Below are 22,507 nucleotides of genomic sequence, written 5' to 3'. Positions count from 1 at the left end.
TAGCGAACGGTCACTGGATTCTGACCACAACTGTGTCCGCCGCGCCCGTGGCATCGATCACGGTCAGGCGGGCAAAGCCCGGCCCGGGCGGGTCGATCAGGCGCTGGCGCCGGCTGTCGATTTCGCCGACCGGCAGGCCGTTCACCAGCATCGTCAGCGGCAGCACGCCTCCTGAGACCTTGACCGGCATGACTGAGGCTTCCGGGCCGGCGGAACGGTCGACGTCGATGCGCGAGCCGTTGAGCGGGAACTGGATGTGGGGCGCCTGCTCCGCGCCCGTCCGCACCAGCTCGCCGATCGGCCGGAACCGGCGCAGCGGCAGCGGCAACTTGGAATTGCTGGCGACCAGCGCCCCCTTGGGCGGTTTCGGCAGCGCCGCCGGCAGCTTGCCGGAGCGCGCGAAGGCATCGAACAGGATCGGCGCCGCAGAGACGCGGCCGATCAGGCCAGGCACCGGCGCGCCGTCGGGGCGGCCCACCCAGACGCCGATCGTGACGCGCCCGTCGAAACCGACCGACCAGGCGTCGCGATAGCCGTAACTGGTGCCGGTCTTGAACGCGATGCGGTTGCGCGCGGCATTTTCCGGCGGCGGTGTGCCGAGCAGCACGTTACCGACCTGCCAGGCGGCGGCCGGATCCATCAGCCGCATCGGCTCGCGCGCGTCGTCCTTCTCATCGGCCATCATGATCTCGCGCAGCGGCCGGGTGGTGCCGAGCCGCGGGAAGCCCGCATAGAGCTGCGCGAGGTCCTGCAGCGTCACACCGACGCCGCCGAGGCCCATGGCGAGGCCCGGCGCTTCGTCCTTCGGCAGCACGAGGCTGCCGCCGGCCTGCTTCAGCCGCGACGACAATCGGCTGGCGCCGACGCGGTCGAGCAGCACGATCGCCGGCACGTTCAGGGACAGCTGCAGTGCCTTGCGCACCGGCACCGTGCCCTGGAACGTCATGTCGAAATTCTCCGGCGCATAGGAGCCGAAACGCACCGGTCGGTCCTCGATCAGGCTGTCCGGATGCACAAAACCGTCCTCGAAGGCGAGGCCATAGATGAATGGCTTCAAGGTCGAGCCGGGCGAACGCACCGCGCGGGTCATGTCGACCTGCCCCGCCCGCCGCTGGTCGAAATAATCAGCCGAGCCGACATGGGCGAGCACGTCGCCGCTCTCATTGTCGACCACGATGATGCCGACCGAGACATTCGGCCCCAGCGCCATGGCGCGGTCGCGCGCCAGCGGCTCCAGCACCTTCTGCAAGGAGGAATCGAGCGTCAGGCGGATGATCGGCTGATCCTTCACCACCGCCGTGGCCTGGTCGGCCGCGTGCGGCGCCAGGATCGGCATCGGCTTGCGGAACGCCGGCACCGGTTGCGCCTTCGCCTGCGCGGCTTCGTCGGCCGAGATCACGTTCTCGGAGACCATGCGGTCGAGCACGCGGTCGCGGCCGCGGCGCGCGGCCTCGGGGTGGCGGTCGAGCCGGCGCGTCTCCGGCGATTGCGGCAGCGCCACAAGCAGCGCGGCCTCCGCCAGCGACAGCCGCTTCGGCTCCTTGCCGAAATAGGCGATCGAGGCTGAGCGGATGCCTTCGAGATTGCCGCCATAGGGCGCGAGGGTCAGATAGAGATCGAGGATCTCGTCCTTGCTGAGCTTTTGCTCGAGCTCGAGCGCGCGCACGATCTGCCTGAGCTTGGCATGCAGCGAGCGCTGACGCCGCGGCTCGAGCAGCCGCGCCAGCTGCATCGTGATCGTCGAGCCGCCGGAGACGATGTGGCCATGTGAGCCGAGCTGGATCGCGGCCCGCGCCAGCGCTTTGGGGTCGACGCCGTGATGCTCGTAGAAGCGCTGGTCCTCATAGGCCAGCAGCAGCTTCAGATAGGTCGGATCGACGTCCTTCTTCGCGCTCACCGGCAGCCGCCAGCGTCCATCCGCCATCGCATAGGCGCGCAACAGCTTGCCGTGGCGGTCGACCACGGTGGTGGAGAGGGCTTTGGCCTCCTGCAGCGGCAGCGGGCCGAGGGAGATGGTGTAGGCGGTGAGTGCGAGCGCGACAGCGACGACCATTGCGGCCGCGACCGCGACCGCGAGCAGCCGTTTGACGCCCCGCCCTTTCCTACCGTCATGGCCGGGCTTGTCCCGGCCATCCACGTCGTTCGGCGCGCGCGGAGGCAGCGTGGATGCCCGGGTCAAGCCCGGGCATGACGACTGAGTTTGGGGAGACGTCGCTCCGCCCAACTTCGTATCGCGTTCTCCACCCTCACTCATTTCGCCGCGCGGACCTCTACCGAGCCCGTCCCGGTGCGACCATAGCGCGAGGGATTGTACATGTCCTCGACATAGGCCTGCGGCAGCACGTATTTGCCGGGCGACACCGCGCGGACGACGTAAGCGACCGTGAACACCGCCTTCGAATCCGCGGCGCGGTCGAGCGCGGCAGTGAAGCGGTCGTCGCGGAACTCGGTATTGACGGGTTCCTGGCCGTCCCCGATCCAGTCGAGCGTGCCGCTGTCACCCGAGGACACCAGGCGCGGGTTGTCGATCTCGAGCCCCGCCGGCAAATAGTCCGACACCATGATGTGCCCATATTCCGGCTTGGCCTCGGTGACCTTCAGCACCACCGCGAAGCGGTCGTTCTGCTTCGCGATTCTGATGTCCGCCGGCTTGCCGTCGAGCGTGTAGTAGCTGCGCTCGATCTTGAAGCCGTTCGAGGCCGCCGGCTCCGGCGTCAGCGGCGAGCCGGACACCGAGACCACCGCCTGCACCGGCGCCTCGCCGGTGTTGGTGATCTTCAGCGGCTGGCCCGAGAGCTCGGCCGCCTTGTAGCTGCGGTACAGCGCCTGCTTCACCGCCTGGCCGTTGACATCGAGCACCAGCGTCTCCTTGGCGAGCGCACGCGCCGCCAGCACCATCCACGCATTCTCCTGCGTCGAGGTATACGGCGTCAGCCCGCGCGCGGCTTCGACGCGGGTCACCGCCTGCGTCAAGGTCGCGCGCGGCGCATTGCCCTCGCCCGCCAGCGACACCAGCGCGGCGGCGTCACGCAGGTCGGAGCCGTAGTCGGTGCGGCCGAACACCAGCACCGGCTTCGGCGCGAGGCTGTCGGCGGCGGCGCCATAGACCCGCTCCGCGCGGGCGCGGTCGCCGACCAGCGCGAGAGCCGCGGCGAGCTGCGCCTTGGCAATCGGCGTTGCCAGATTGCCGAGCTTGGTGTCGGCGAGATAGCGGAGGTCACCGATCGGCGCCGCGCCGTTGCGGGCCAGCACGTAGAGGCCGTAGGCGAGATCACGGCCGCCGGTCTTCTCCGGCTCCTCGGCATTGACGACCGAGTTCCTGACGCGGTCGAGCGCGCTCTTAAACAGCACGTCCGGCACCGCAAAGCCCTTTTCGCGGGCGCGGGTCAGGAAGTCCGTGACATAGGCGTCGAGCCAGGGATCGTCGCCGCCCGCCGACCACAGGCCGAACGAGCCGTTCGAGCCCTGACGTGCCAGCAAGCGATCGATGGAGTCGCGGATGCGCTGGTCGACCTCGGTGTCCATCGCCAGATGCGCGCCAGCCGCGAGCTCGTTGACATAGAGCAGCGGCATCGCGCGGCTGGTGATCTGCTCCGAGCAGCCATGCGGATAGCGGTCGAGCGCCTTCAGGATGGTCGCAGCATCCAGCGCGGTCGACAGCCCCGCCGACAGCGACACCGTGCCGGTGCCCGCCACGAGATCAGAGAACATGTCCGACGTCAGCGTCAGGCTCTCGCCCTTGGCCAAGGTGCGGATCGAGCGCCGCGCCAGCACCTGCGTCGCCGGCTTGACGTCGAGCTGATAGTGCCGCGCCAGGCTCAGCCCGTTCGGGCCCTTGATGTCGACATCGAGCTGCGCCGTGCCGGTGCCCGAGGCGTCGAGCGGCAGGGTCGATGATCCCCGCTGCTTGGCCGCGAGCTTCAAGGTCACATTGGCATTGCCGGACACCTTGACCGGCCCGCTCGCCTTGACGGCCACGACATAGTCGCCGGGCGCGCCCTCGACATTGTCGACATCGAACGACAGCGTGCCGCGGTCGCCAGACAGCAGGAAGCGCGGCAGGGTCGCGGTCAGCACCACGGGATCGCGGACGGTGACGTCGACATTCGCTCGCCCGACCTTGGTCGCGCTCCACGCCACCGCCATGACGCGCGCGGTGCCGGCAAACTCCGGAATGTCGAAGCTCACTTCCGCATTGCCATCAGGCCCGACCGTGACGATGCCCGAATACAGCGCCAGCGGCTTCTGTGTCGGCGGCGAGCCCTGCAGCTCGGCGCCGCCGCCGTCACCGCCGGAGCGGATCTGGCCGCGCGTGCCCTGCATGCCGTCGATCAGCTGGCCGTAGAGGTCGCGGATCTCCGCCGAGAGCTGGCGCTGGCCGAGATAATAATCGTCCGGCGCCGGCGGCTTGTAGTTGGTGAGGTTGAGAATGCCGACATCGACCGCCGCGATCACGATCTTGGCGTCCTCGCCGGGATTGAGCCCGCCGACCTTGACCGGGATCTTCAATGCCGCGCCCGGCCGCACCAGCGCCGGCGGGCTCAAGGCAACGTTCAACGTCCGCGCGGACTTGTCGATACCGAACCAGGCGAGCCCGAGCGCGCGGCCCGGCATGCGCTGCGCAGCCGCGTCGAGCGGACGGCGGAGCGTCGTCACGACATAGGCGCCCGTACCCCAGTCCTTGCCGACCGCGAGCTTGACCTGGTTGGTGCCTTCCTTGACCTCGGTGGTCTGCGTCGTCAGCAGCCGGTCGCCGAGCACATTGACCGTCAGCTTGCCGGCCGTGCGCGCGTTCACCGTCACGACCATCGTGTCGCCCGACTGGTATTGCGGCCTGTCGAGCGAGGTCTCCAAGAGGTCCGGCGTATCGGCGCTGCCCTCGGTGTACCAGCCGACGTCGAACTGCAGCGACGTCACCGGACCATCGGCATCCGCCGACTTGACGTCGAGCCGGTAGCGCCCGGCCTCCGGCTGGAAGCTCAGCCGCGCCGGCTTGTTCGCCGCGATCGTGACATCACCGTCGCCGACGCGCTTGGTCGACTTCACCGGCTCATAGGCCCAATAGGAATTCTGCCGATACCACTGATAGCGCGACTCGATCTTCAGGAGTTCATAGCGCAGGCCATTGCGCGCCAGCGTCTTGCCCTCAGGCGAGACGAACACGACGTCGAACTCGGCCTTGTCGCCCTCGCCGACGCTCTTGCCGGAGAAGGACGGCTTGATGCCGATCTGCGCCGCCTTCGGCGCCACCGGCAGGGTCAGCTTGCGCTCGACGGCGCGTCCGCCGGTCTCGGCCATGCGCACATAGATCTGCGCCTCCTGCGGCCGGCTCGACGACGGCGGCTTCGGCAGGCTGACCGGGAAGGTCGCCGTGCCCTTGTCGTCGGTCTCGGGCAGGCCCTCGATCGGCGTGCGCTCGTTGGAGGCGCTCTCCTCGTCGGCGACGCCAAACTGATAGCCCGGAAAGCCCGGCCGCTCCGACGCCGTGGTCACCAGCAGGTCGCCCTCGAGCTGCAGGTTGGATGCCGGCGCGCCATAGAGGAAATGGCCGTCGACCTTCACCTCGACCGGCGTCTCAGCCTTGATCTGCTTGTCCTTGGACGACAGGTCGAATTCCAGCCGCTCGGGGACGTAATCCTCGACCATGAAGGTGGTCTCGCCGACCGCCGCCCCCTTCGGATCGGTGAAGGCGCGCACGCGATAGGTCCCGGTCGGCACCGCCGAGTTCAGCGCCACGCTCAAGGAGCGGCCGCCCGCGCCCTGGTCGGGCAGCACGGCGCGGCGGAATTCGACGCCGTCGGGGCGCTCGACGACCAGGGTCAGCGGCACGCCGGTCATGGCATTGCCCTTGCCGTCGCGCAGCAGGGCCGTCAGGTAGACGGTCTCGCTGGAGCGGTAGACGCCGCGCTCGGAATAGACGAACGCATCCGGCCCGGCCGGCGTCTCGCGCCCGGCCACGCCGCGATCGGAAAGATCGAACGCCGTCGTCTTCAGGCTCAGGAAGGCGTAGTCCGCCTTCTCGCCCGACACCGTCAGCATCGCCGGCGACAGCCCGCCCTCGCCCTTCGCAAGTCCCGTCTCGAACAGCACGTGGCCGGCCTCGTCGGTCTTGCGCGTCGCCAGGATCTCGTTGTTGCGCGCCACCAGCCGCACCTCGGCACGCGCCACCGGATCGGTCGACGCCAGCGAGTTCACGAACACGTGGATGCCGTCATTGCCGGAGAACGCGGCGACGCCGAGGTCGGAGACGATGAACCATTGCGTGGCGAGCTGGCCGCCGCTGTCCTCGTCGCCGCTATTGCCGCTGGCCGGGCCCTTGGGCGCCGCGGTCATCACATAGACGCCCGGCTGCATGTCGCTGATCGCCTGGTCGACCGGGAACGCCGTGGTGACATCCTGGTTCAGGGTCATCGCGGTCGAGAGCTCACCGCTCCACACCTTCATGCCGCGCTGGTCGCCGAGATCGCTGAGCTGGTAGCTCGACAGCGGCCGCTGGAAGTCGCTGTCGATGACCGTGTTGATCAGATTGCGGTCGCCGATCCGGAACACCTGGACGTTCACCGCCGGCGTGTTGACGCTGACCAGCGGAATGCCCTTCTGCCCGGTGCGCGGCAGCACATAGGCCTTGCCGGTGAAGCGCACGAACGGCTTGCGGTCGCGGACATAGATGTTGAACTCGGCCGATTTCGGCAGGCTCTCCTTGACGCCCGACGGCAGCCCGGCGCGCAGATTGATGTTGTAGCGCTCGCCATGCTTAAGGCCCTCGACGCAGAGCTGCTTGTCCTCGGACGTCAGCGCCGGCCTGTCGTTGCCGGCCTGCGCCACGAAGGGCGAGAAGTCGGTGCGCTTGGCAAGGTCCTCGGAGAACTGGAAGCAGGCGCGCGGGCTCGCCGAGTCCGAATCCACGGTGTAGTCGAGCAGCTTGAAGCCGTGCTCGTCGCGCATCCGCTCATACTGCCCCCGGACATCCGCGACCTCGCGCAGCTCCAGCGACATCCGCAGCGTATCCAGCGCCGGCCGCCACAGCTTGCGCTCCGCCATGGCCTTGCCGAGCACGGCAAGCGCATCGGCCTCCTCGCCGGCATTGCCCGCGCGCTGATAGGCGATGTAGGCCGCCGTCGAGGCCCGCTCCAGCAGGAAGGTCTTCTCCGACGCATTGGACGGCCAGATCTGGTTCAGCACCGTGCGCGCCAGCCGCAGCCAGTTGCCGGAATCCTCCGGCGCCGCGGTCGCGATCTGGCCGAGGATCTGCAGGCCGGTCCGTAGATCATTGCGGCGGAGCGCCGCGTCGGCATCCGTGCGCAACGTCGCCAGCGGCTTGTTCACCGCCCCCGCCTCGCTCTTGATCTGCGCCTCCAGCTTGATCGCAGCGTCCGCGAGATCGTCGCGCTTGAACGCCTTGTCGGCGGCCAGCGCGGCGGAGCCGGCGGAGACGAGGCCAAGCGCCATGACGGCGCAGACGACGGCGGCGCGAACCAGACCGATCATGGGACAGCTCCTTGGGGCAAGGCGATGGGGGCGGCTCTTCGGCACCCCCGAGAGGGTGCCCGTGTTTGGCCGATTCGTGGCGAGAATGGACGCGAAATGGTGACGGACTGATGGCAGCGGTTGCAGCCGCCATGGCCGCGGGCCGCCGCCATTGGTCATCGGCGGGGGCGCGGGCCCGAAAATTCTGTTCATCAACGGCAATTCACAGCGCATGGCATACCGGCAAGAGCCGCGACGCCCGGTCAGGGCGCCGCCGGCGGGCAGACGGGGCCCATTGGCCCTCCTCCGCGTCCGCTTGGTCGCGGCCAGCTCGTTCCCGGTTCGCTCACTCTTGGCGAAACCGAAGATTTTTCATATGACCCGTGCTATGGAATCCGCGCCGCCCGGGCTCGCCCGACGGTGCCGATTCCCGTGGGTCGGTTGCCAAGGCCGTTCACGTCACGGCCGTTCACGTCGCTCGCGACGACGGTCCCATAGCTCAACTGGATAGAGTAGCGGATTTCTACTCCGCGGGTTGCAGGTTCGAGTCCTGCTGGGATCGCCAAAAATTTCAATGACTTAGCTGCATTATCCTAATTGATTTCGTGTCGCGCCTGCTGCGCAAAATTCCCATGTAATTCCAACAACTCCCGAGCACTCCCGGCTACTCGGCGCGACATGAGGCGCGACACGTCACCAGAGCAATGATAGAAAGAAGACAACCAGCAGGTGCGAATTAAGACTTTCTCATCTTTTGTTGACTTATATGGCAACACTACTAGATTTGGCACGCGAAGGGGCCCTTCTCAAATTCGACCCCCTTTTGGAACATCCGCAACAAGAACTGCGGATGTTCCATGCCGGCCCGAAACTTGTGTCCTGGATTCAAAATGATCTGCCTAAGCTCGAATCGAACTGGAAAATCGAACAGCGCCCCGACGAACAGCTGGACGATCTTCTGCAGTTATTTTGCTCCGGCGAGCCTCTTATTGTGGGATGGCAATTCAAAAGTCTCGTGCATCTTGCAGACGGCGTCTGGGAGCTGAAGACACCTGACCTACGGATCTTCGGATGGTTCCACCGGAAGGACTGCTTCATTGGTGTGATCGCCGACACCGCTGAACGAACAAAAACGTATAAACTCTACGCTGGTTACGCCCGCGTCGAGGTCGCCAAGTTCAGAGATGGGCTGGATTTGGACGAGCCAAAATTCGTGCCTGGAGCTGATCCTCATGATGTCGTTTCAAATTGCTATTTCCCCTAACCGGCGGGCCGCAACTCGCTTTATTGGCGAAGTTCGGCGAGAGCTGCAAAAGGCCTATGTTGAAGAGCAGCAGCAGCGAGGTCTGTCGCAGTCGGAGATCGCGCGACTCCTAAAGATCCATCGATCTGTCATCAACCGTGAGCTCAAAGGCGTAAAGGATATTACGCTTGGAAGAGTAGCAGAACTCGCTTGGGCACTCGGTCGGAAGGCTCGATTCTCGCTTGAGGAAGCTCCGGCAGTTGTTGGGAGCAACAGTGCTGGAATTATAGCTCACCCGATAGTCGCGCAAGGCGCGAATACGCCAGCTCATCCAACTTGTTCGACATCATCGGCGCTGACCTTCAATGCTCCACCAAATGTTCGCATTATTACTTCGGCGGCCGCATAATGTCAGGTCGGACAGCATCCGTAGTGGTTTGCGACGAAGCCTTGTTTTCCATGACAGGCAAAGCATACCTGAACGGAGTATATCTAACCGACATCAACATCAACTCCGACGAGTTGAAGCTTGCTCAGCTCGTCTTTTTCTTCAGCGTCAGCACCAAACTGGAGTATCCCTTCAAACAACTAACTCTCAGGGTGGTACTGCCGGGTTCATCCCCAGCTGACTTCGAGGTCCCCTTGTCTCCTCCTCCAACCGTCTCTTCGGGCCGGACAACTTTGATCGTCAAGGCACCGATGCTTCTTCAGCAGCCGATCTTGAGGCCGGGGAAGATCGAGACGAAAGTCATAACAGAATCAGAAGAGATCGATGCCGGAGGTTTTTGGATAAACTTGCTGGCCACGCAGTGAAGGTCTCCTGATGCGCCAGGCGCCTGCTCAGCCGTCGCCGCCACTCAAAGCGAAAGTAGATCCTGTCCCGCTGGGGCGGCTCAGCTGAACGCTGCGTCGTCGACGCCTGTTCGATAACCACCCTAGTCGCCCGGCATCGTCACACTCGCAATTCTTCGTGGGTGAAGGTGCCCCCCTGCGCCGCCATCCACAGCGCAATCGCAACCGACAGCACAAGGTCGTCATGCGCCCCGACCCGGGCGGCGTAGGTCGTGCGGCCGGCTTCCGAGATCTTTCGCTGAAAGTCCTTCAATTCGTCCTTGAGCGCCGCAGCGTCCTTAGCGGCAGCAGCAACACGCAGTTCGCCGCTGTGCGCGTGTGCTTCGAGGTTCGAGATCAGCAGCCCTTTCGGCACATGCCAAGATCGGCCGCCGTGCTGTGTCGCCTCGAGCCCGGCCGTGATCGTGATCCGGGAGGGATAGAGCCCGGCGGCGTCGAACATGTCGCCAACCGGTCGACCGACTCCGGTCTCGTCAATTACCAAGTGCGGGTTGAGCATATTGAGCCGCGCGAGCAGATCGGCCACATGCTGAATCTGCGCCGGGTAAGACATGTTGAGTTTGAGCCGTTCGAGACGACGGACGTCGAAATACACCGCTCGCTTCTGCCGGCTGGTCCGCGTCTTTTCGTTGCGCTCCCAATCGTCGAGGGGCACGACACGATGGTTCATCACGGTGATTGCAGTCGGGTCGGTGCTCTGACCGAGGTCGACGCCAACGAACCAGCGGTCGACAGGACGCGCGCGGATGCTGCGCCAGCCGTCGGGAGTGCGGACTATATCCATAGCGGTTGCACCTCATTGGTAAACATGGCGTCGATGATGTCGGTGGCGAACGCGGCTTCGTCGCTGTCGAGGAACTCGCACAGGTACTCCTGGCGATATTTCGTCTCGCCCAGGTTCTTGCGCTCGCGGGCGAGGAATTCGGGCGTGATGCGGTTACACGAACCGAGTTCCACGCGGATCTTGTGCCAGTCAGGATTGTCGGCGATCCACGTTTCATAGAAGGCGCCACGCTTGCCGGCGGGCGTGCTCAGATAGACCAGTTGGGCGCGCGGGTTGGTCGCCAGCATGGGACGAATGGCCGCCAACAGCTCGTCAGAACATCGGGACGCCTCGTCGATGATCGCCAGGCGCACGTTTGCCAATCCGCGCAGCGTGTCGCCGTCATTGTCGCCGGGCAGCGCCAGGATGCGACTGCCGTTAGCGAACTCCATTCGCCTCGCCGCGTCACCAACGAGCGCCGGAACGTTTTCGAGTTTGTTGTAGGTCAGGCGCGACCGACGCACGAACTCGTCAGAGAGACGCTGCGCAGGGCTTGCGATCAGAATGAGGCTTTCCCGCTCGGTGGTGCCGACCGACAGCGCCTTGATGGTCGCCGCTTCGGTTTTGCCGTGCTGGCGCGGAATGAGCATGGCGGTCTGTGGCGCGTCGGAGCGCACGAAGTCCGCCTGCCACTCGTCCAGCACGATACCCGCATCGGCGGCGAGGAGCGCCGGATCCAGCGCGCGCGCTATGTCGCGGGCCATCAGCATGGTGGTGGCACCGGGCACGGCGGTGGTGCGGGCGTCACGTCGATGATCTCCGCCGACGCCGCCGGCTTCGCCTCAATCATGCGCGCCGGCCTGGTTGCCTGCGTGATCGCCGCGGCGGCGTCCGTCTCCAGGCGGTGCAGCGCCGCGCCGACGGCTCGAGCCGCCTCCGGGAACGGCCGCAGCGTCTCGACGAGCACCTGGCGAATGGCGAGATAGTCGGCGCTGACCAGCAGATTTGTCGACCGGACGTCGTGACGCTGCACGATCATGCCGAGGAGCTTGCCAACGAGCGCCAGGTTGCCCGTTATGGCCTTCTCGGCGTTGACCGCCGCGGAGACGTCGCCATAGTCGCCAGCCATACCGGCGAGCAGCTGCAGCCGCGCCCGCTGGTGTACGAGCTGGGACAGCAAGCCTTCCTGCTCGCTCGCCTGTAGCTCGGCAAGGTCGATCTTGGTCGGCGCCTGCGCGGTCAGGATTGCCGCGCGCATGGCCGGCGTTACGTGGTTCTTGGCGTGCCGTCCGATCGCGTCGTGGCTGACGTTGAACCGCCTGGCCAATGCCTCGTGCGAAATGCCGTGCGCGAGTCCGATCTCGATTTGATGTCGGGACCTGTGGGAGCAGATAGAACACTTCGGGCCGGTCTTGCCCATTACTCAACACACCCGCGAATTGGTCACGCGGAACGCCAAAAAGCGCCCATGACCCGCATCACCGGCCAAGGGCGCAACAAAGGCGCAACACGATCAGAAAAATAGAGACCTCTTTAGCGCTTACGCTACGATTAGAAGTTTAACAATCCGCTAATCAAATCAGGAAGTGCGAAGCCGCTGGAAAATCGGTGCGAATTGGCAAACGCCTGTGAAGAAGCTTAGTCGGACCGCTCGTTGTCGCGTTTGGATTTCCAGTCCGCATATCCAGAATAAATCCATATGAGCAAGGCAACGGACGCGATGAGGAATTCAAGGGCATGCGCGCCAAAAGTGGACTTCCAGAGAGTCCAGAATATCGCCGCGATGAAAATTATCGCACCGCACCCTAGCGCACTTCCACGGCCACTTAGACCCATAGCAGCCATACCAACGCAAGCAAAAAAGAACGCCCCAAAACCGAGTAGTGCCATCAACCAATCTGGCATTCCATGTTCCCTTCAGCTCAAACGATTTCCATCGCCGCCGTGTCTAACGAAACGTCCGGGCAGGCTGGGCGGAATGGGCGCGGTTCGTCATGTATCTATATTTCTCCTACTCTCCTCTCCATTTCTTCCCTTTTTCCCTGTCTACACATTTGTGAACTCTGCTTCTGACAACATGACAAACCGTGCCCATAGTGCCCAGCCTGCCCACGTCACTGCCTAGAAGGTATCGGCGGAGGCGTAAGCGATGCAGCGCTAAGCGCCCTTGCCGCTGCCAGTCGGAACGGCTCGCTGAGTTCCTGTCGTGCATAGATCGTTGTTTTTCCGCCGAGCATGCGCCACCGGCCTCCGCTGTCCCGAGCGTCCGGGTTAGCCACGGCAACGTATCCGCACTCGGCGAGCCGCTTCGGGATCGCCCGGCGAAGCTTGGCGTCTTCGAATAGTAGCCGCAACTGACTGTCCCCTGGCGTCCGCGATCGGACCATTTGCAGCGTCAACGCATCGGGCTTACCCATGCTTTCGATCACGTCGGAGAGGTCGCCGCTTTCGGGTGCCACGCCGGCCGCAACGACCATGTGCCACGCCGCTGTCTTTGGCGGCGGCGCCTTCGCGTTGAAGGCGGTCAGGTCCAGGTTGGCCAGGTAGTGTGCAATCGCTTCATTGCCGCTGTTCTCGAACCACGCGTTGATCTCATCCCAATAGGCCGGGGAGAAGTCATCCTGCGTCCGGGTGGACACGCAAACGAAGTGCCGGCGGTCGTCGGGAGCGAGATAAAGGGCGTCGAGGTGGTTCGAGGTCATGACCACGCCGCACACGTTCACCGCCGCATATTGCGGAACGTGCTTCGTGTTGATCCGGTGCGCCTCCGGCGGATTGGTGATCACGTCCTTGGTGGCGTCATAGAAACCGTAGCGGGACTCTCCGCCGAGGTCGTGAACTTCGTTAATTCGAAGGATCACGGATTGCAGATAGTCATTCCATTCCGAGTTGAAGAACGTCTTGGCGGTGATCTGCTTGAAATTGTTCGAGCCGATCGCCGCAACGGCCGGCTTCAGGATCGTGTCCTTACCGATGCCCTGCGACCCGATCAAGACGAGCGCGTGGTTCACCTTGTCGCCGGGACGCTGCACACGGTGCGCAAGCCATTGGACAATGTGAGCGGCCTCGCCGGGATAAATGGCGCGGATATGATCCAACCACTTCGAAACGTCTCCCTCGACGTGCGCGATGTGCGGCGGGACGTACCGATTGAACGTTTTGTCGCCGGGGCTCCGGATCCAACCGTCAATGGTCAGAACCTTGTCCTCGATAATCTTCGGCTCGCCGGGCGCCCAACCCATCGACTTGACGAAACGATGTTGTGACAGCCACGTCGTCGCCAGGGTGCCCGGTCCCTCGGTTCGCATCGCATCCTTGACGCGGCCAATGTGCTTGTCGATGCTGCTAGCGCTGAACAGCTCGCCGGTCCGCTCATAGATCATTTTTCCAGAGGGCAAGTGAGCCCAATAGTCGCTGAGGGCGTGCGCCTGGTTGATCGGCAATTCAGGATGATCCGGAAGCGGCCCGAGCACGGCGGCCTCGTATTGCTCGCGCTCGCGGCGATGGCGATCAACAATCTCCGCGGGGATAGACACGGGACACACCGACGGCCTCTCCAGCAGTTCGTTGAACCGGCGCTCCGACCAGCGTTCAACCTTCTTCGCATCACTCCAGGGCCGACCGTCCGCCAGCCATTTGGCATAGCCGGAATCGTCGAGTTCGTTGAACCGACGCTCGCGCTCGCGACGGGCGTCCCGCCTCACTTGGTCGCTGGCACGCTTCGCGCCGACCTTGGCCGCGAGGTCGTTCAAAATCGCTTCTGTTTGGTCCGAGGCGCCGCCGCACGGTTCGAAGCCGCGCTCACGCTCATCGTGCATCACGTCGACGATTAGGGAGTCGGTCCAGTGCTTTGGCCGATCGTAGAGTCGCCACTGGTCGGCTAGAGCGGCTTCGTATTGCTCCATCGTCACAGGCTGGTGGACGCGAGGGATATGGCCGGGCGGCTCATACCTGAGCATGAGGTCGCGCCAAACAGCGACGCCTTGCTCGTTCGGCCAAAGCCGATGAATGTCCCAGCCGAGCACCAGCGGGGGCGACATCTCCGGTTCACTGTCACCCGCCCACCATTCCTCTAGATCGCGGACCGCTTCGATGGTGATGGACGCGGCAAGGCGGTCGGCTTCGTCGATTTCTATCAACACTACTTAGGACTCCTCTCTTGTCAGGAGCCCCGAACCAAAATCCGATTGCAAAAGCGCCGAAACGTGTTAGGAGAAGGTTGCCACACCATCCTGAAACGTTACGCGGCCCTGCGATCAGCCTTGATCCGGGGCCGTTTCGTCGTCTGCAGCCAAGCTCTCGAACACCACGCGATGCAAGCGCGTGATGCGCTCGACGGCAGCGGGTGGCTGAGCCTTCTTAGGTTCGTAGGTGAACGCTGCAGCGTTATTCGTGCCCGGCCGGTCAATCATGACCATCGCCGATCGTTGACCGTTGAACTCGACCGTGATGTCGACGCGGGCGCCGGCTTCCCATTCCTCAAACGCGCCAGTTCGGAAACCGCCGACTAAGCCATCTAGGGCTGTCCCGAGATCAGCGGAGAAGTCTATTCCGAGCCCCTGGACGAACTGGAATGCGGACCGCGCGCTATCGTAGAAATTGAGATCATGCCGCAGCGGGCCGAACACCGCGCTCGAAAGCTCCAGCCCCCGAATTTGCTTAACCAGGCTCACGCGGGATTCGCCAAACGGCGGATCAAAAACAAAGCCGAGCAGAGTGTTCACGCGGCCGGAATTGGAGATGACCACGCCGCCGTAGCGGCCTGATGAACCTTTTTCAACCAGCTTCCCGGCTTGAAGCTCGCGAAAGTAGTTGGCGGCGGTACCGACGGCAAGGGACGCAAGCTCTGCGCCCGTGGCTTTGAGCTGAATCGCTTTCATGTCAGCGACCATAGCAGCTTAAAGGTCCAAAGTAAACCTTTGGCGGTCAGCGGCGCTATTCTCGGTCCCTAGTCCCGCCTCGAGCCTTCAAGCCGATGTCGATCAATTGCCGGATTGCGTCCGATACGTTCGGAACCGGCCTTTGCTTAGCGCGCCACGTCTCAATGGCTTCCATCATTTCGTTCGTGAAGCCGATCACCTTCTTAACCGGCAAGATTTCAGGACGCGGCATCGGTACTCCTCACAAATAACGCATATGCCTTATTGACACGAACTAATAACGCATATACGTTATTCCCATCTTCAGCGCAAGGTAATTAGGAGCCGACAAATGCTTCAGTCGATCAAATTCAACGCTCTGCCGAATGCTCAATTCGCAAACCTGGCCGCGCTCTGCGACTATGCCGGCGATGCGATCCGGTACGACGCTGCAATCACCCGGTTCGAGGCAGCGGTTCGACCGGCAACGATTCGGAGCAAACTCGCCCAGGTGCGCCGGGCCGGCTATTCGATTTCCGCCGCGGACCTTCGCGAGTGCGCTCGGCTCGAGCTTGCGGCGACGCTGATCGAGATCGGCTACGATGACAGCGCGATTGAATGGCACGCCAACCGCCCGGGTCGACGCGAGCGCCGCGCATACGTCGCCTGATCAGGTCCGCCGCTGGCCGCGCTTGCGCGACGCGCAGTCCTCAAGCGCCCGATCCAGACGGATCCGAGGCAGGTCGTTTTCACTCAACCCGGGCGCCGGTTCCGGCCGGCGCGATGGCGTGATCTTTGGCTCGATGCGGCATAGCTCTCGCATCCTGGCGATAGCGGCCAGCGTTGTATAATCCTTGCCAGCAATCCGTTCGATGACCAATCGGCCGCGGGTCGCTTCTTTGCGGAGCCCGCTCGCCGTCATGCCGCCGCCGGGAAAAGCGACCTCCGCCGCCTTGGCTAAGCGCAAGGGCGTATCGGGTGAGATTTCTGTCATCGCGGGCGCCGCGCTTTCCGAGCGTCATATCGCTGCTCCCATTCCCTCTCGGCGTCGTCTTGCACCTTCCAAGCTATATAAGGATCTTCCTGCTCCGCAGGCGATGCAGGCGGCTGAATCCCCGACGCTTTGTCGAGCGCCGCGTCAATCGCCTTGCGGTCCCATCGGCGCGTGCCGGGCAACGGCTTCGGCATGGTGCCGTCGACGACCCACTTTGACCAGGTGACCGGGGTTATTCCGCAATAGACCGCAGCTTGCCGTCCGGTCATCAACCGAGGTTCGGGAGTAGCACTCATATATGCTCGATAGCATGCTCTGTACGTTCGATATGTAGACAATCAACATAACTAATTGTTTGCACAGGAAAAGTTGAGATTGCGTCGCCCCGTCTGTTGCGCTTCAATGTCTTAATTTGGGGGGAGTTCATGTTAATTCGCAATTGCACAATAACGGTCGCTTTTGTCTTCATCCTCGCCGGATGTAGTGCTCAAACGGTATGGGTAAAGCCCGGTGCAGGGACAGAGGAATTCAATCAAGCGAAATACGCCTGTCTTCAGCAAGGGCAGCAGCCCTACTCGATAGCGGTTGCGAATCGCTACGGAGGTTCTGCATCGGGCGGCATGACGACAAACCCCGCTTTGTATAGCGCATGCATGGAAGCTGGCGGCTGGGCGTTGATCGACAACGCACAAGCGACCTCGCCGGAATATGCCGCCGCCATCAAGCAGATCAATGATGACAACCGGGCACTCTGTCGGAAGCCCGAGTACTACCCATACTATGCTTGGGCACCGTGCGCAGCACGTGACGCTACAGCCGGACAGCTGAGCGACCGATCGCATATTACAGCTGCTGAAAAGACCATCTTCGAGAAATTGACAACGGAGCTAAATGATCTGAACGCAAGGGTCATCGCGGCGCACCGTCAGTACAATGCAAAAAGCGGTGAAGCACTGGCTCGAAACATTGAGCAGGCAAGAGCAACGGCCGACATTCTGCGCCAGGAGTACCTGGCCGGAAGGATAACTCGCGGCGATTACAACAGGCGGCGACGGGATATCGTCATCGGCCTTGACGCCGAAGCGATACGCATTCTGCAGGGCACCTAAGAGAGCATATAGCACGTAAGCACTGGCAGCGTGCTCGGAAGAAAAAGACTGTTGCTGCAAGTTCCCATTGACACAACCGGCGCGTGAGGATCGGATGTCGGAGTATTGTGGGGGCCGATATGTTTCGATTCGTTTTGGCGATTGCTGCACTGCTGCTTTCTTTTCAGGCTCAGGCCAGCGTAGTCGGACTTCCGACTAATGGCAGCGTCGAAATATCCGGGCCGTTCACAACCGATCCGCTTTGGGGTCCGCAACCGATATTCGTCCAGCTCTTCTTTAGCGGCGGCCCGGCGGTATCGAGCCCAGATAATGCTTGGGTCGCCTGGAGAACTTCTTCGACTATATCAACGAGCCAGTCGTCACTGTCGCTGGTCTATTGCGGCTCGTCCTTTGGCGGACCTTGTCTTTCCCCCTGGGAAAGCAATCACGGATATCTAGAGGTCTATGCCGCCTCCAATAAGTTGACGATCGATTCTCACGCCGGGCTCTCTCTTATCGAGGACAAGACAACCCTTAGCGTCTCGTATTGGGACGTACCGTACTCATTTATTTTGACGGCCGAACTGCCGGACGGCTTTTCGATTTTGGCACCTGGGGTGCCCGAGCCGTCCACGTGGGCAATGATGCTGATCGGCTTTGCTGGCATCTGCCTGCTCGGCAGACGCCGCGTTCCGGCGCCAGCTCGGTCCGGCACTATCGCCAAGCCGCCGCAACCATGCGAATGTTCGTAGCCGTTGGGCTCACGGTGAAGCTCACGTTGCTCGCCGCGTTGGTCGAAATTCCATTGGCGTAGGACGAGTCACCTGGGATGACGGTCGGGACGTTGTATCCGGGCGTGAAAGTCTCTGTCCCTGATGTAGCCACTGTCGTCTCGTTCGAGCCGCTGAACGACGCCGTGACGATGAAACCTCCGGCCGACGTGGCAAGCGTGCTCGAAATCGACGTGACCGTAGATCCGACTTGGCTCGTGGTTGTCGGTGTCGTCGAATTCAAGTTCGCAAGCGGCGCGGTATAGAACGCCATCTGCGTGTTGCCGAAGGGATTGGCGGTGTAGTTGATCGTGACCACGGCGCTCGTGGCGCTGTTGGCGTCGCTGAGGAGCGCGCCCGAATAGATCGCGGCACGGGTTTGAGCGTCAATCACGTTGCGCGTGAGTGTGACAGTCGATCCGACATTGGGCGCGACCGTGACGCTCGAAATCGCTTGCTGGAGAACGCCGCCGAACAGCGCGAGGATACAGAACTGCTGATTGCCGTCACCAGGAAGCGTGACGTTCAGAGTCTGCGTGGCGCCCGAACCGGTAGAGGCGGCTCCCGTTCGGAAGGTGACGACGGGGTTGGAGCCTCCACTGCCACCCAATATGGTATTGAAGTTCAATAGGCCCATCATCATCTGCCCAAGTTCCTTTCATATCATTGTTGCTAATTGAACACCGAGCGCGCGTCCGCGTCGGCCCTATGTCACGACCGACCAAGCGCGCGTCCGCGCCGGGCCGATCGCCGCTTTGGCTACTTTGAAGCGTCCCTCGCTGTAGCCGCCGCTTTCGCCAAGCTAAGTTCGCATCTCGCGAGTGCCTCCGCTTGGACGAATTCTTTCAATCGCGCATACTCGCCCTTGGACAACAACCCGCGCAGCTTTCCTTCGAGTAGCTTCCTGCTTTCCCGTTCAATTTGGAGTGCTCGGCGAAGTGCGCGGTTGTGGTGCTCCTGCTCGGGCGACATTTACGTCACCCAACCGGATCCAGCACTTGGTGCCGTTCCGGCTGTCGGCAGGCCAGCGACATTTCCAGGAATGGTGTTGCCGCTTCGGCTCAGCCAAGCGCCCGGTCCGACATTCCACTGTCTCGTGCCTGTGTTGGCAACGCCAAACGTGATACCACCGCCGAGACTGACCTGCACCGGGCCCGAGAGCGCGTAGAATCCTCCAGGGAAGTATGGAGATGTGGGGCCGTTGAGCGAGACCGTAATGCCTCCCGTGACATTCACGACACCAGATCCAGTTGCGCTGATGTGGCTCGACGCATTTCCGCCGGATACAATCGTGTAGCTTGCATTGATATTGTAGGTCCAACCGGCGCCATCGGTGCCGATGTGATTGCCTGTTTCGAAATTGCCAAAGACGACCCCGCCGAGCTGGTCGACGACTGATTTCTGATGTTGCTGGATCGCGACTGCGCCGCCACCGCCGCCGTTGAGAAACGTGATGTTGGCGTACAGCATGCAGCAGCCATCGCCGACCGTCCAACAAGACCCGCCGGACGCATATGTTTCAACGTAGGCACCAGGAGCCGAGCCGACCCAATAGAACGCTTGACAGCCGGGTGGTTGTCCCTGGAATTCATGGTGAGCTGCAAAGTTGCCGGTCAAGGTCACAGTCGATTGACCGCCGCAATGCAGGAAATTCTTGTTCAACGCGTTCCAGGCGCCTTGCTTCGTCTTGTAAGCTCGGAACGAGTCCGCGAGACCATCGGCGACGAGCGGATCGTCGCTACCGTTGCCCCCATGCACATACAGTTGAACCCCGTTCCTCACCCACGGCTTGAGCCCGCCCATGAGCGTGACGGTCGAACCGATCTTTGCGACGTCGTAGCTCTGACCAGGATAGAGCGTGAAGCTGCCCGCGCTAGTGCCGCCGATACCCTTACCGACGGGAGTCGTTTCCTCGTTGTGGATCGTGACCTTGAACCCGACCGGCAGCGATCCCGCCGAATCAAACAGCACGGTTTGAAATGCACCGCCGTAGAAACTCAGCGTTTTATTGTTGTCCGCCGCAGTGACGTTGTACGTACTTGCGTTGATACGCTTGACAACATTCGTTGTCGCATTCCACGCGGTGCCGTCGAACTGGTAATTGGTCGCGGACGATTTGTCGTAGACAATATCTCCAGGAGCCGGCGAGTAAATTGTAAAGAGACCGGCCTGCTCGCACCTTGCGAGCTTGCCGGGGTTCCCCGCCCATGCGCCGGTCGGCGAGGATCCGATGATGTAGCCAAGGCCGACGCTCGGACTCGCGGGCGGCGCGTTGGTGGTTTGGTTTTCGACTTTGACGATCAAGGACGCATCGACGCCAACGTTCGCACGCAGCGGAACGCTGTTCGATCCCAACGGCAGACTGCCGACGCCCTGCGTCCACACGCCGGAATTGTTGCGATGATAGAACGACGTCACGTCGCGGACGTAAATGAACCGGCCGATCGGCGCGACCGCGAACACCCATCCGCGCGCGGTATAGATGCCGATCTGACCATCCTTGCCGGCCCAATCGGTGCCGGTCGCTGCCGTTGGCAGGATGTAGGAATCGCCAACGCTCGGGCTCGCCGGCTGCGCGCTCGTGCCGATGCTCAGAACGGAAAACGGCGGCGTGACGGCGGCGGCTTTGTAGCGCTTGCCGTCATTCGTAACCAGGCACGTCACGCCATCGGCGACAGTCGTTGTGTCGGTGGCGTCGAGCTGGAAACTGATGTTGTTTTGAATGAGGTAGAGCGGCAGAACGCCCGTCGCCGGGTCGGTCGCGATGAAATTTGCGGCGCTTTCGCTGGCGTCGAGGCAATAGGCGAACCTCCGTTCCGCCATCGCGCGAATCAGAGCTTTTTGGGCTGCGGTTGAGACCGGCAGCGCGGCGACTGCCTCGTGATTGAACGTCATTTTACGTATCCGAACTCTTTGAACATCTCAGTCAGATCGATGAGCCCGATGCTTCCGTCCGGCCTGTCGACGCGGACCGGTGACACCGGCTTCCCGACGATAAGCGCCGTCTGCTGCATTCCCAGGTATTGCCACCACAGCCGATGGTACGGCGACGGCCAACGTCCGCCTTGCGCTCGAAACGCCGAGTAGTCGCGGCAAACCGCTGCGTGCAGAATGTCGAGGTCGCGCGGATCGTTCATGATTCTCAGGACTGACCGAGAGCCTTGGCCAGCGCCGCGGGCAGCGGCTTCTGTTCCGGCGGGGCCTGACGCGGGTCCGGGCTCGGCGTGAACTTCCTGTCGATCACCGGCTTACCCGCGTTGATGATCCGCTGAGCGGCCTGATTGGCATCGATCGGCTTCGGATTGGACATTGCTCTTTTCCTTTCTCGGGGCTGGTGGTGGCGTTACGACTCGGTGATCTCGCGCTCGACGGCGGCAGCCAAGTGCCGCTGGTCCTGCACGGTCTCGTTGAGGAAGACGTCAAGCGCTTTCGCGTTCGGCAGGTCGCCGAGTTCGCCGAAGACCTTGGCCATTTGAGCCGTGGCGCTCGCGAGCAGCCGGACTGCATCGCGCTCCGCGTCGAGCTGCGCCGTCATGCCTGGATGCACAAGTTCGACGGCCTGCACTCGTGCCGCCTCCACGGTCTCCGCGTCGGCGTCGAGCAGTTCAGGCGCCTCGAGGATCGTTTGTAGGTACAGTGTCGAGAGCGTCGGAATGATTCCGCGGAGCTCCTGATTTGTCTTGCCAGCGAGACGTTCCCGAACCTGGCCGCGAAGGACGGCGCCGGCCGCGTCGCTCTTGTCGATCGCAGGCAACTGCACCGCGGCCCGCTTCTCCTCAATGCGCTCGGCGAGGCGGCGCGCGGCCATGTTGGCCTTGATCACCTTCCAGGCATCCTTCGTGAGGCGCGAACGGGCTTCCTTGACCTTGCCGGCCGGGCTCAGATCACCATTGCCGCGGATCTTGCTGACGTCAGCGGCAACCGTGCTCATCAGTTCGCGATGAAGGGTAAGCACGTTGGTGAGGGCGCCCCGAACGGCGACGTTAGGCAAACTGGCGGCCTTAGTTTCCATGAAGTCGAGGTACTGCATTTGGTGGGCTGTCCCGATGTTGAGAGTTTTCGGACGATGTTGATTGTCAACGTCACGCCGCGGCGCTGGCGCGCGGCGTTGCGGTGGGCTGGCGGAAATGGTCGCGGAACGTCGGTAGGTGCAGCGTCCATCGGCCGGCGATCTTGCGCGCGCCGGGAACACGACCGCTTTCCAGGGCGCTCCAAGCGCCCTTCTCGGTGCGACCGATGATCTCGCCGATGGCTTTGGCGCCATGAACGAACTGATCGGTTTCGGTGTTGCTGCTGGACATTGGAGCGAGTCTCCGATCGGATCGGTGCTCGCTCAGGCAATAAAAAACGCCGAGGCGAACACCATTGCGGTGTTGGCTCTCGGCGTGCGTCTCGCTTGCCGTTCGACTTTCGCTTGGGCTCGGATCGGGGCTTTGCAACCCTATGACGCCATCCCGGCGCTGACCCGAAA

At 62.8% G+C, this 22,507-nt stretch carries 20 protein-coding genes and 1 tRNA gene; 7 read left to right on the top strand and 14 right to left on the bottom strand.

Going from position 1 to position 22,507, the window contains the following annotated elements; all coding sequences use genetic code 11:
* Positions 1–10 precede the first annotated feature (10 nt).
* Together pbpC and ACQR0Z_RS17480 are read right to left on the bottom strand one after the other, a co-directional pair.
* The gene (pbpC, locus tag ACQR0Z_RS17485) at positions 11–2,254 is read right to left on the bottom strand and encodes a penicillin-binding protein 1C (RefSeq protein ID WP_434919478.1); all 2,244 of its coding nucleotides are present in this window, start codon (positions 2,252–2,254) and stop codon (positions 11–13) included.
* Positions 2,251–7,488 (bottom strand): alpha-2-macroglobulin family protein, encoded by a 5,238-nt coding sequence (locus ACQR0Z_RS17480; protein ID WP_434919477.1) that lies wholly within the window; start codon positions 7,486–7,488, stop codon positions 2,251–2,253. Before ACQR0Z_RS17480 ends, pbpC begins: the two co-directional genes overlap by 4 nt.
* 467 nt (positions 7,489–7,955) lie before the next feature.
* Between ACQR0Z_RS17480 and ACQR0Z_RS17475 the strand changes: the two genes are divergently transcribed.
* From ACQR0Z_RS17475 to ACQR0Z_RS17460, 4 genes are all read left to right on the top strand, one after another.
* Positions 7,956–8,032 (top strand) — tRNA-Arg (locus tag ACQR0Z_RS17475).
* A gap of 201 nt (positions 8,033–8,233) precedes the next feature.
* Positions 8,234–8,731, top strand: coding sequence for a hypothetical protein (locus ACQR0Z_RS17470; RefSeq protein WP_434919476.1), 498 nt, complete (start codon positions 8,234–8,236; stop codon positions 8,729–8,731).
* Positions 8,700–9,119 (top strand): helix-turn-helix domain-containing protein, encoded by a 420-nt coding sequence (locus ACQR0Z_RS17465; protein WP_434919475.1) that lies wholly within the window; start codon positions 8,700–8,702, stop codon positions 9,117–9,119. Before ACQR0Z_RS17470 ends, ACQR0Z_RS17465 begins: the two co-directional genes overlap by 32 nt.
* Before the next feature lie 50 nt (positions 9,120–9,169).
* A complete protein-coding gene (locus tag ACQR0Z_RS17460; protein ID WP_434919474.1) occupies positions 9,170–9,523 on the top strand; it encodes a hypothetical protein in 354 nt (117 codons plus the stop codon).
* A 139-nt stretch (positions 9,524–9,662) separates the two neighbouring features.
* On the opposite strand, the gene ACQR0Z_RS17455 is transcribed toward ACQR0Z_RS17460, so the two are convergent.
* From ACQR0Z_RS17455 to ACQR0Z_RS17435, 5 genes are all read right to left on the bottom strand, one after another.
* On the bottom strand, positions 9,663–10,346 hold the full coding sequence (locus tag ACQR0Z_RS17455) for a hypothetical protein (protein ID WP_434919473.1): 684 nt from the start codon (positions 10,344–10,346) through the stop codon (positions 9,663–9,665).
* Entirely contained in the window at positions 10,337–11,095 is a 759-nt protein-coding gene (locus tag ACQR0Z_RS17450; protein WP_434919472.1) for a terminase large subunit domain-containing protein, read from the bottom strand. Before ACQR0Z_RS17450 ends, ACQR0Z_RS17455 begins: the two co-directional genes overlap by 10 nt.
* Positions 11,089–11,745, bottom strand: a complete 657-nt coding sequence (locus tag ACQR0Z_RS17445; protein WP_434919471.1) for a hypothetical protein — start codon at positions 11,743–11,745, stop codon at positions 11,089–11,091. Before ACQR0Z_RS17445 ends, ACQR0Z_RS17450 begins: the two co-directional genes overlap by 7 nt.
* A gap of 694 nt (positions 11,746–12,439) precedes the next feature.
* Positions 12,440–14,467 carry a DUF5906 domain-containing protein gene (locus ACQR0Z_RS17440; protein WP_434919470.1) on the bottom strand — a complete coding sequence of 676 codons (2,028 nt, stop codon included), beginning with the start codon at positions 14,465–14,467 and terminating at the stop codon, positions 12,440–12,442.
* Between the two features lie 114 nt (positions 14,468–14,581).
* Positions 14,582–15,205 carry a hypothetical protein gene (locus ACQR0Z_RS17435; protein ID WP_434919469.1) on the bottom strand — a complete coding sequence of 208 codons (624 nt, stop codon included), beginning with the start codon at positions 15,203–15,205 and terminating at the stop codon, positions 14,582–14,584.
* Between the two features lie 331 nt (positions 15,206–15,536).
* Here ACQR0Z_RS17435 and ACQR0Z_RS17430 point away from each other — a divergent pair, with 331 nt between their 5' ends.
* Complete coding sequence (locus tag ACQR0Z_RS17430) at positions 15,537–15,854, top strand: hypothetical protein (protein WP_434919468.1); 318 nt, start codon at positions 15,537–15,539, stop codon at positions 15,852–15,854.
* Here ACQR0Z_RS17430 and ACQR0Z_RS17425 read toward each other — a convergent pair whose 3' ends face one another.
* A complete protein-coding gene (locus tag ACQR0Z_RS17425; protein ID WP_434919467.1) occupies positions 15,855–16,178 on the bottom strand; it encodes an excisionase in 324 nt (107 codons plus the stop codon).
* A gap of 425 nt (positions 16,179–16,603) precedes the next feature.
* Between ACQR0Z_RS17425 and ACQR0Z_RS17420 the strand changes: the two genes are divergently transcribed.
* Positions 16,604–17,287, top strand: coding sequence for a hypothetical protein (locus ACQR0Z_RS17420; protein ID WP_434919466.1), 684 nt, complete (start codon positions 16,604–16,606; stop codon positions 17,285–17,287).
* Between the two features lie 119 nt (positions 17,288–17,406).
* Complete coding sequence (locus tag ACQR0Z_RS17415) at positions 17,407–18,018, top strand: PEPxxWA-CTERM sorting domain-containing protein (protein ID WP_434919465.1); 612 nt, start codon at positions 17,407–17,409, stop codon at positions 18,016–18,018.
* Here the strand turns inward: ACQR0Z_RS17415 and ACQR0Z_RS17410 are convergent.
* From ACQR0Z_RS17410 to ACQR0Z_RS17385, 6 genes are all read right to left on the bottom strand, one after another.
* Complete coding sequence (locus ACQR0Z_RS17410) at positions 17,981–18,679, bottom strand: hypothetical protein (protein WP_434919464.1); 699 nt, start codon at positions 18,677–18,679, stop codon at positions 17,981–17,983. The two genes, ACQR0Z_RS17415 and ACQR0Z_RS17410, sit on opposite strands and share 38 nt — an antisense overlap.
* Before the next feature lie 329 nt (positions 18,680–19,008).
* Positions 19,009–20,931, bottom strand: a complete 1,923-nt coding sequence (locus ACQR0Z_RS17405) for a DUF2793 domain-containing protein (RefSeq protein WP_434919463.1) — start codon at positions 20,929–20,931, stop codon at positions 19,009–19,011.
* Complete coding sequence (locus tag ACQR0Z_RS17400; protein WP_434919462.1) at positions 20,928–21,173, bottom strand: hypothetical protein; 246 nt, start codon at positions 21,171–21,173, stop codon at positions 20,928–20,930. Before ACQR0Z_RS17400 ends, ACQR0Z_RS17405 begins: the two co-directional genes overlap by 4 nt.
* Positions 21,174–21,178: 5 nt before the next feature.
* A complete protein-coding gene (locus tag ACQR0Z_RS17395; protein WP_434919461.1) occupies positions 21,179–21,346 on the bottom strand; it encodes a hypothetical protein in 168 nt (55 codons plus the stop codon).
* 33 nt (positions 21,347–21,379) lie between these two features.
* Positions 21,380–22,066: a hypothetical protein gene (locus tag ACQR0Z_RS17390; RefSeq protein WP_434919460.1), complete on the bottom strand. Its 687-nt coding sequence runs from the start codon at positions 22,064–22,066 to the stop codon at positions 21,380–21,382.
* Positions 22,067–22,118: 52 nt separating this feature from the next.
* Positions 22,119–22,337: a hypothetical protein gene (locus ACQR0Z_RS17385; RefSeq protein WP_434919459.1), complete on the bottom strand. Its 219-nt coding sequence runs from the start codon at positions 22,335–22,337 to the stop codon at positions 22,119–22,121.
* Positions 22,338–22,507: the final 170 nt, after the last annotated feature.

The sequence above is a fragment of the Bradyrhizobium sp. HKCCYLS3077 genome (genome assembly GCF_051167555.1).
GTDB lineage: Bacteria > Pseudomonadota > Alphaproteobacteria > Rhizobiales > Xanthobacteraceae > Bradyrhizobium.
The sequence above is the reverse complement of the archived record's forward strand: the minus strand, read 5'-3'. Positions and strand labels throughout refer to the sequence as shown.